This window comes from Maribacter spongiae (genome assembly GCF_047345125.1).
Taxonomy (GTDB): Bacteria; Bacteroidota; Bacteroidia; order Flavobacteriales; family Flavobacteriaceae; genus Maribacter.
This window is the reverse complement of the sequence record NZ_JBLFEQ010000002.1, coordinates 485,225-494,240: the sequence shown is the minus strand read 5'-3', so window position 1 is coordinate 494,240 and position 9,016 is coordinate 485,225. Positions and strand designations below refer to the sequence as shown.

Below are 9,016 nucleotides of genomic sequence, written 5' to 3'. Positions count from 1 at the left end.
AGGGCGCCCATTTTTCGGCAAGTACTTGTTGCGCCTTGTTGATATTGAGCTTTGCCGCCAGTTCCGAGCGGATCTCGCTGACGATCTTGTAGTTGGAGATCGGTGGGCCCACGGGGATGACAACGTCACAGAATACCTGGTAGTGCACATTGTAATTGAGATGCTCGACCAACTTGCGGTCGGAACATCCGACATAGTGCTTGAGGAACATCAGGGCCAACTTGCCACGGGGAGAGAAAATGGGACGGGGGCCTTTTCCCGCATCCTTTAGGCCAAAGGCGCGGACAAGACGTTGCCAGGAAACGGCTTGGTAAACGCCTCCCAAACGGGTGGCCAGAAAGGAGTCCATCAAAAGGTCATGGCCGGTATCAAAGTCCGGATACACAAAACGGCCCTGGAATTCGGATAATCTTCGTATTTTCATGTCAGATGTAAAAGACAAAACCCCGTTTTTGGGACTTTATGCCCATTTTCGGGGTTTGTTGTTACATCAAGTTACGGATTATTACGTTGTAAATCAATGGGGTGTATTACTTCTGAATGTCCCTAATTATAGCTTTTGGGCTTTTGGGGCAATCGAAATTTATTATACAAACAGAGTATAAGCAATCTAAAGCTTTGAAAAGTGCATATTCACCTTATCTATCTCTAAGACAGGGATGCTTAGATAGTGTCCACCTTTTGCCAAGTTATTAGTCATAGATTTGTCTGGACCACTAGGTTTTAAGTTACCCGATGGATGATTGTGCCCCAAGATAATCGAACAAGCTCTTGCCTTTAGAGCTGAGGCAAATATGAGTTTACTATCAGCTATTGTTCCTGAAACGCCCCCTTTGGAGATTGGCACAATCCCCATGCAGGCATTGTTCCTATCCAGTAGGAGTATTTTAAATTCTTCGCAAAGATTAATCGTCAGGTCATCCCAATTTTCACGAAATAATGTATAGGCATCATATGAACAAGACACTTTAGGACGTTCGCTTGCTTTGACCTTTCGGGTATAGGTCAGTTTGATTTCACTAATCTGGCTTGGTATAATTTTGCTCATGCCTGAAAAATGGCATGATTTCGTTTTGGGGGTTACGCACAAGATGTAGGGTTAATAGACCTATTAAAAATAGTTTTTCTTAGCTAAAACATTTTTATTTCTATATATTAAGATGGAAATTGTTATTCGAAATGACAAAGGTGTTTTTATAAATCTAATACTATTCTAATTCCTTAAAGCTTTTATAACCTCAATAGCACCCAGATTTACAATTAAATCAACGAAAAAATCAATCTCAAACCTTTCTATAGGGTCTTTTGTATGCTTACTTTTTTCTTTAGATAGCCATTGTTTTAGTTTTCCTTCTCCCAATCCATATAGAAATGATTCATTTGCCATGATAGCTCCGGTGAGCACAACAAGATTACTAATCTGGTTCTCTGTTTTATTTGGATATAATTCCTTAAAAAGACTTTCAATGAAAAAATCACGCCCATTTTCAGCTACAGTTTTAGCATCTACATCCTTGGGGTCCGAGAATTCTCTTCGACCCTTTTCGAAAAGGAAAGCAAATATTATTGAGCTAATAATATTTTCTTTGAAAAAATGATTTGTAACCTGATTTTCGGGAATATACTCGCAACCAGGTCCGTAATCACCATATGAGTTGCCAAAAGAGAATATGGTTACAGGAACTGATTCATTTATAAAATTGGGATTATATCTATTTGGTTTAAATTCAAACCTTAAACTAAATTTATCAGCTGTTACAGAACTACTTTTAAAAACAGGGAAATCATACTGAACACCATTTGCGTATCCTAGACCTCCAATTGTATAAAGTATTTTACCATTAGCAGTTGGGGCATAAATGAGATGTAGACTACTGGAAATACCTGTACTAAAATTTAAATTATAGCCTTTCAGTGGGTCAACCCAGATTTTAGTCTGCGACAAACATTTCCACCTTCCGCTATTATATAGAACATCAATAGTTTTGTTTAAACGCTCTTTGTTTGTCTTACCATCTGCAATAAGATAATTATCATTCGTTCCTATCTGCCAATCTCTATATTCATAAATATTACTCTTTTGCAAAAATTGTTCAGATAATTTAGGGACACGAGGTTTTTGTAATATAACCTTAAATTCTTCCCTTCCAACTCTACTTTTTGATGCGAGGGTTATCGGAGCCCTCCAATTGTCCGATTTATGAAGAATAAACTCTTTTCCGTCATTAGTTTTAAAAATAACTTCATTAGGTTTACCAGATACAGCAGTTAAATAATAAATTTTGTTACCATTTTTAGAATCAATTTTCAGCCATTGAGCTTTATCTTCCACAAGGATTTTTAGGCTGATTCGTTCACTTTTTAAATATTTATAGGAATACCAAAGTCCTCTGAATAGTTTAAGGTTATTTCCTGACAGAGGTTCTTTTGAATATTGATTTAATTCATTTTCAGCTTCCCTAAGAACTGTTTTATCCAACTTTTTCGTTAATTTATTATCGGGAGATAGAATGAATGAGCAATTGTCTAAAACTATTTTTCGATTATAGCCTCTCTTCCGAGGAATTTTGACTTGCTTATATTTCACTCTATTATAATCAAACTTATCCACTTTAGGAGAATAAATTTCCTGATTTTCCAATAGATAATATCTTTGATAACTGCCAACTAAATAACTTGGAACTTTAAGATTCCAGATTCCTAAAAGATTTTTCCTGGAACTGCTGGAGAAAGCCTTAATCCTAAGCTTTTCTTCATTTCTAATTTTAAAAAACTCAAAAGTAACTTCTATTTCTGACTTTTGGCAAGTATTCGTACCCACATACACCATGTCCTTTTGTGAGAAAACCGAAGATTTATAAGGGAACAAAAAAAATAGGAACAAAGGAAAGACTAACTTTTTAAACATAACATAGAAATTTTTAAATGATAAAATTACTTTTTTGAATGGACAGAATTCGGTCAAACATCGAACTTACTTCCTTTTTCGCCTTCGCTCATAAAAAATTCAGCTTAAATATCCATATCCATGCCCTTCTCTTTATCTTTTGGAGGAGTTTCTATATCAATATAAGTGTTGTCCAGACTGTCTAAATCCAGGGGCGGTATAATATCTTTGTCCTTTTCTTGGGTTAATTCTTTTTCGGCTTGTTCCATACCATCTTTCATGGCTTGCATACGGTTATTCCCAGCATAAATGTCTTTGAGAATATCAGATTTAAGCCAAGTTCTTTCGTCAACTCATAGCCTTGATTGTAAGCCTCTATACCATAATCCTTTTCAAATTGTTTTTCTTTAGCAGTCATCATTTAAACGGTTTTTTGGCATGTTTTTCTAAATAGTCATTTATGGATTCGCGGTCATAGAGAATGATTTTTCGACTTGGTTGTGTGAATCCTATATCTCCATTATTCCGTAAACGTTGCAGGGTCGATTTGGAAACACCATCGAGCATAGCAACGGCTTCTGTTTCACCAATCCATTTTCTGGGTGCGTCCTGTCGTTTACTTTCAAGATATTCAATCGATTTTTCCAAAAGCGTATAGAACGCTTCTTCTTCCAAACGGATAACCTGCATATGCCCTTTATTTACAATAAAGGTCGGGATTTTTTATGATTTTTTAAAAGGAAGAAAAAAGTGCAAATTAAAAAAGCCTTAGAAGCTAAAAATGCTCTAAGGCCTTTGTTTATTGGTGGAGAATACCGGATTCGAACCGGTGACCTCTTGCCTGCCAGGCAAGCGCTCTAGCCAACTGAGCTAATCCCCCATTTAAAGACCCCAAAGGAAATACTTTTTAACAAGGTATCAAAATACATCTTAATCTTTATTAGGACTTAAAATAAGTACGGGGATCGGAGCGGAAAATTCCGATTTTAAAACCGTGCTTTTTTCCCATAGTTTCTTAAAAAACCCTCGTTTTCTCCTAAAAACACATAGTAAATCCGGGCGATGGGATTGAAAATGCTCCAAAACCCCCAAATACGTGGTCGCATTTTCCGTAATGGTCAATTGGGAGCTTATATCCATCAAAGCCGTATTCACCTTTAAATCATCCGCCGAATATCCCGGGGTTTTTACCAATAACAAATCCACTTTGGAGCGGTGTTCGTTAATTATGGAAATCAAGGGAGCCAAAATCCTTTTCTTTTTTAGTATCCCCGATTTAAACGCCACGAGAACGTTCTTAAAATCTACATACTTTGTCCCCTTGGGCACTACAAGTGTTGCGATATCGGTTTGTTTAATGATTCCCCCGGAAGTATGGCCCAAGTATAGCTCTTCTTGAATATCGTTGCTTTTTGGTGCAAGGATAATCAGGTCTATTCCCAGTTGCTTGTTTATTTCTTTGAGTCCATCTGCCAATCCGCCATTATAAGTAGCAATTTTTATATCGATGTTTTTTGAATCGATTTTACCAATGATCCCTTTTAAACGCTCCTTCCCGCTTTGGGCTATCTTTTTGGAAACATTCGCCAAGGTACCCGTCTTATTGGAGGCCTGGAACACTTCCATCACAAAAACACGGGCAGCAAAGTCAACGGCAAAGTCAACGGCATATTGAAGTGTTTTATGTGACTCGGCGGATGTCCCGATAGGGACAAGAATATTCATCATAACAAAATTGTTGATTATTCCTCTAAATTTACAATTAAATTAAATCCATTCTATGATTCAAGGTGCAAAGATATCTGAAATAGTCAAGAATATCGTTGACCAAGACCAATGGTTCGCTTATGGTACCTAAAAAACTTTCGATCGACCAATTAGGTATCCGAAGAAAACCATTTGAAACTGACATAGTGCGAAAGAAATCATATGAATAAATAATTGGTCGCTTGACATTATCATCAACATGGATGAATCCAAAATTATATAAGGCTCATGGTCAATGACAAAATATGTACGTCCACAAACAGAGGATTGTCCAAAAAGAACGGACTTTAGCAAAAATCTGGCTCGGAAAACCCGTTACAAATCAATAAGACTGGATACCTTTGACCAAAATAAGTGAAACCAAAGGTTTTACGAAACCAGAGGATACCATAAATAGGGGAGGTTGTTTGTCCAACAAAGCAAATATCCTTTTTACTATAAAATCCTGCATAAATTATTTTTTTGAAAAAGCCCATAAACTTTAAAAATATTAATAACCTGGCCATCCCCGCCACTATTGCAGGCATAGCGGAACCCTTGCTTTCCATAACGGATACGGCCATTGTGGGGAATATTCCCGTTGACGGCATGGAGTCCCTGGCCGCTGTTGGGATAGTGGGTTCGTTCCTGTCTATGATGATCTGGGTTCTAGGGCAGACCAGAAGTGCCATTTCTGCCATAATCTCCCAGTATTTGGGTGCCGGAAAACTTGAGGAAGTCAAAACCCTTCCCTCACAGGCCATTTTCTTAAATATCGGTCTAAGTATTATCATCTTGGTATCTACCATCTTTATTATAGAAGATATTTTTCAATTATTGAATGCCTCGGGCAAAATATTGGAATACTGTATCAGTTACTATGCCATTAGGGTCTGGGGGTTTCCATTAACTTTATTCGTGTTTGCGGTGATGGGTATCTTCAGGGGGCTTCAAAATACATATTGGCCTATGCTCATCGCTATTGTAGGGGCCGTTTTAAATATTGTTTTGGATATTATTTTGGTTTATGGTATTGATGGTTTTATTGGGCCCCTGTATCTTGAGGGTGCAGCTTGGGCCAGCCTTATTGCCCAGGGTGTAATGGCCATAATGGCCTTTGTTCTACTGATCGTAAAAACAGATATCAGTCTAAGGTTGACCTTCCCCATCCATCCGGAATTGGGCCGGTTGGTTACGATGAGTTTACACCTTTTTGTCCGTGCTTTTGCACTTAATACGGCATTGATCTTAGCGGTTAGGGAAGCAACGGCCTTGGGAGACGAATATATAGGGGCACATACCATTGCCATAAATATTTGGTTGTTCTCCGCCTTCTTTATTGATGGTTACGGAGCTGCAGGCAACATAATGGGAGGAAGGTTGTTAGGTGCGAAAGATTACAATGGCCTGTGGAAATTGGCAAAAAAAATAGTGACCTACGGTCTGTGGGTCAGCATGGCACTCATGCTATTCGGTCTTCTTTTATATTATCCCATTGGAAGACTGTTCAGCAATGAAAGTCTTGTTCTAGCTATTTTCTACGGTATATTTTATATATTGATCCTAGGGCTTCCCATAAATATGATCGCTTTTGTTCTGGACGGACTTTTCAAGGGTTTAGGGGAAATGAAATACCTGAGAAATACCTTGTTGGCGGCCACATTTCTAGGCTTTGTACCCATTTTGTTTTTGGGGAAGTTTATGAATTGGGGGCTTATGGGAATCTGGATTGCTTTTACCGTATGGATGATCATTAGGGGAAGTGCCCTGGTCATAAAGTTTAGAAGAAAATTTAGACCATTATTGCAAAACCATTAATTTTAAAAAAATCAGGATATGGGAACAACCCGGGAAAATGGAAGTTTATACACTAAAATTGATGGAAAAGTGGCCATAGTAGAATTTGGCCACCCGGCGAGGAATTCTTTTGTAGCGGAACTTTTGGATAGATTGACCGAGGAAATCAATACACTTTCCGAAAATGATGCCATCATCGTAATTGTATTGAAATCCGAAGGCGACAATGCCTTTTGTGCAGGGGCGTCTTTTACCGAGCTTATGGCTATTTCCAATATAGGGGAGGGTACCGTTTTCTTTAGCGGGTTTGCCAATGTCATTAATGCCATGCGCAAATGCAAAAAAGTAATCGTAGGGCGGTTACAGGGAAAAGCCGTAGGCGGTGGTGTAGGTCTGGCCGCAGCCTGTGATTACGTTTTTGCATCTGTAAATGCCGCTATCCGTTTGTCGGAATTGACCATTGGCATAGCTCCACTCGTTATTGCACCTGCTGTAAGGCGCAAGATAGGCACTGCAGGAATTTCTGAACTTTCCCTTTCCCCCACGGAATGGAAAAATGCCTATTGGGCCCAAGAAAAGGGTTTGTTTTCCAAAGTATTCGATGATCTTAAGGAACTGGACAACCAACTGGATCTTTTTGTCCAAAAATTATCCGATTATAATCCCGAAGCATTGTTAGCATGGAAAAAAGTACTTTGGAAAGATACCGATCATTGGGAAACCTTATTGATCGATCGTGCCGCCATTACAGGGGAATTGGTATTGTCCGAATTTACCAAAAATGCATTGTCAAAATTCAAAAAGTAAGATGTATCAAACCCCGTTTTAGTTTTTTTCAACCCTATACATTATTCTTCTATTGATCACGACTGTTCCTCCTTTTATAATTAAATCGCCCGCATTGGAAATTACTTGAACACATCGGCTATTTTCATTTTCCAGGCTATATCCAAGTAAATACTGCTCTTGCCTATTTAATAATGACACGGAACATAAGTACTGTGGATATTTCAGAATTACGCTTATCCTCTTCAAACGGAAAATAGGCATTGTTCCAATTTACCAAAAATGTACCGTCAAAATTCAAAGACTGAACAATATTGGATTACATTGAACGTTCTTCGTAAAAAAAATAAATGCTATGGATATTCTCAACTTTTTAAATGGCGATTTGGTATTCCCTATTTTGGCACTATTCGTAATCATTATCTATTTTGTTAACAGGGCGAGGACAAAACGCAAATTCAAACGTTAGTTTTAGCTCTTTCATTTTAAAGAATCCATACCTTTGTTTATTAATTAAAGGTAATAATGTCAAGGATTAGGATCACCAAGCAATTTAACTTTGAGACCGGGCATGCACTTTACGGTTATGACGGAAAATGTAGGAACGTACATGGCCATAGTTACAAACTTTCCGTTACCGTAATAGGAAATCCTATTGTGGACACCTCGCATGTTAAGCTAGGGATGGTCATTGATTTCGGTGATCTGAAAAAAATCGTAAAAGAGGAAATTGTAGATAAATTTGACCATGCTACCGTTTTCAATAAAAACACACCACACATTGAACTGGCAAATGAACTTACAGAACGGGGCCACAACGTAATCTTGGCCGATTACCAACCTACGAGTGAGAACATGGTCATTGACTTTGCCGCCAAAATTAAAGCCAGGCTCCCGGAAAGCATTACGCTCCATTCCTTAAAACTTCAAGAGACCGATACCTCTTTTGCCGAGTGGTATGCCAGCGACAATTAGTCTTTTCCACTAAACGGGAATGCTTATATTTACATGTAAATGAAGACCATTAATCTTCCTGAAGGCAAAAAAGTATATTTTGCCAGCGACAATCATTTGGGAGCACCCTCCATGGAAAAGAGTTTTCCCAGGGAAAAAAAGTTCGTGGCCTGGCTAGATGAAATCAAGGACGATGCCGGGGCCATATTTCTTCTAGGCGACCTGTTCGACTTTTGGTTCGAGTACAAAACCGTAGTTCCAAAAGGGTTTGTACGAACTTTGGGCAAACTTGCGGAAATCTCGGATGCGGGTATTCCCATTTATTATTTTGTAGGCAATCATGACCTTTGGATGAACGGTTATTTTGAGGAAGAACTGAATATTCCCGTATTTCATAAACCGCAACAATATGAAATTAACGGAGTTTCCTTTTTTGTGGGTCATGGCGACGGGCTGGGCCCACATGACAAAGGCTATAAACGAATGAAAAAACTGTTTACCAACCCTGTGGCCAAATGGTTCTTTAGATGGTTGCATCCGGATTGGGGGGTTCAATTGGCACATTATTTTTCAGTAAAGAACAAGTTGATTTCCGGTGATGAAGATGCCAAATTTTTGGGCGAGGACAGGGAATGGTTGGTACAATACGCGAAGCGAAAGCTTGAAAACAATCACTATGATCATTTTATTTTTGGCCATCGGCATTTACCCCTGGAAATTGATTTGAGCTACAACTCCAAATACACCAACTTAGGGGATTGGATCAATTATTACACATACGCCGTTTTTAATGGGGATAAATTAACCCTGAAAAAATATGTCCATACCGGTCGTACAACATAACAA

The 9,016-nt window shown here is 38.5% G+C and carries 11 protein-coding genes and 1 tRNA gene; 4 read left to right on the top strand and 8 right to left on the bottom strand.

Annotated elements, in window-relative coordinates; genetic code table 11:
- From ACKWB9_RS04800 to ACKWB9_RS04765, 8 genes are all read right to left on the bottom strand, one after another.
- Positions 1–442: transposase (locus ACKWB9_RS04800; RefSeq protein WP_414001857.1), on the bottom strand; the 442-nt coding region annotated here is incomplete at its 3' end.
- A 168-nt stretch (positions 443–610) separates the two neighbouring features.
- Complete coding sequence (locus ACKWB9_RS04795) at positions 611–1,048, bottom strand: JAB domain-containing protein (RefSeq protein ID WP_414001856.1); 438 nt, start codon at positions 1,046–1,048, stop codon at positions 611–613.
- Positions 1,049–1,213: 165 nt separating this feature from the next.
- Positions 1,214–2,908, bottom strand: a complete 1,695-nt coding sequence (locus ACKWB9_RS04790; protein WP_414001855.1) for a hypothetical protein — start codon at positions 2,906–2,908, stop codon at positions 1,214–1,216.
- A 104-nt stretch (positions 2,909–3,012) separates the two neighbouring features.
- Positions 3,013–3,168: a hypothetical protein gene (locus ACKWB9_RS04785; protein ID WP_414001854.1), complete on the bottom strand. Its 156-nt coding sequence runs from the start codon at positions 3,166–3,168 to the stop codon at positions 3,013–3,015.
- Positions 3,165–3,308: a hypothetical protein gene (locus tag ACKWB9_RS04780; protein WP_414001853.1), complete on the bottom strand. Its 144-nt coding sequence runs from the start codon at positions 3,306–3,308 to the stop codon at positions 3,165–3,167. The genes ACKWB9_RS04785 and ACKWB9_RS04780 overlap by 4 nt, the downstream gene beginning before the upstream one ends.
- Positions 3,305–3,577 (bottom strand): helix-turn-helix domain-containing protein, encoded by a 273-nt coding sequence (locus ACKWB9_RS04775; RefSeq protein ID WP_414001852.1) that lies wholly within the window; start codon positions 3,575–3,577, stop codon positions 3,305–3,307. Before ACKWB9_RS04775 ends, ACKWB9_RS04780 begins: the two co-directional genes overlap by 4 nt.
- Positions 3,578–3,690: 113 nt before the next feature.
- Positions 3,691–3,767, bottom strand: a tRNA-Ala gene (locus ACKWB9_RS04770).
- 50 nt (positions 3,768–3,817) lie between these two features.
- The gene (locus tag ACKWB9_RS04765) at positions 3,818–4,615 is read right to left on the bottom strand and encodes a universal stress protein (protein ID WP_414001851.1); all 798 of its coding nucleotides are present in this window, start codon (positions 4,613–4,615) and stop codon (positions 3,818–3,820) included.
- Between the two features lie 501 nt (positions 4,616–5,116).
- On the opposite strand from ACKWB9_RS04765, the gene ACKWB9_RS04760 reads away from it, so the two are divergent.
- From ACKWB9_RS04760 to ACKWB9_RS04745, 4 genes are all read left to right on the top strand, one after another.
- Complete coding sequence (locus ACKWB9_RS04760; RefSeq protein WP_414001850.1) at positions 5,117–6,451, top strand: MATE family efflux transporter; 1,335 nt, start codon at positions 5,117–5,119, stop codon at positions 6,449–6,451.
- 18 nt (positions 6,452–6,469) lie between these two features.
- Positions 6,470–7,237, top strand: a complete 768-nt coding sequence (locus ACKWB9_RS04755) for an enoyl-CoA hydratase/isomerase family protein (RefSeq protein ID WP_414001849.1) — start codon at positions 6,470–6,472, stop codon at positions 7,235–7,237.
- A 504-nt stretch (positions 7,238–7,741) separates the two neighbouring features.
- Complete coding sequence (locus ACKWB9_RS04750; RefSeq protein ID WP_414001848.1) at positions 7,742–8,191, top strand: 6-pyruvoyl trahydropterin synthase family protein; 450 nt, start codon at positions 7,742–7,744, stop codon at positions 8,189–8,191.
- A gap of 39 nt (positions 8,192–8,230) precedes the next feature.
- Entirely contained in the window at positions 8,231–9,013 is a 783-nt protein-coding gene (locus ACKWB9_RS04745; protein WP_414001847.1) for a UDP-2,3-diacylglucosamine diphosphatase, read from the top strand.
- Positions 9,014–9,016 lie beyond the last annotated feature (3 nt).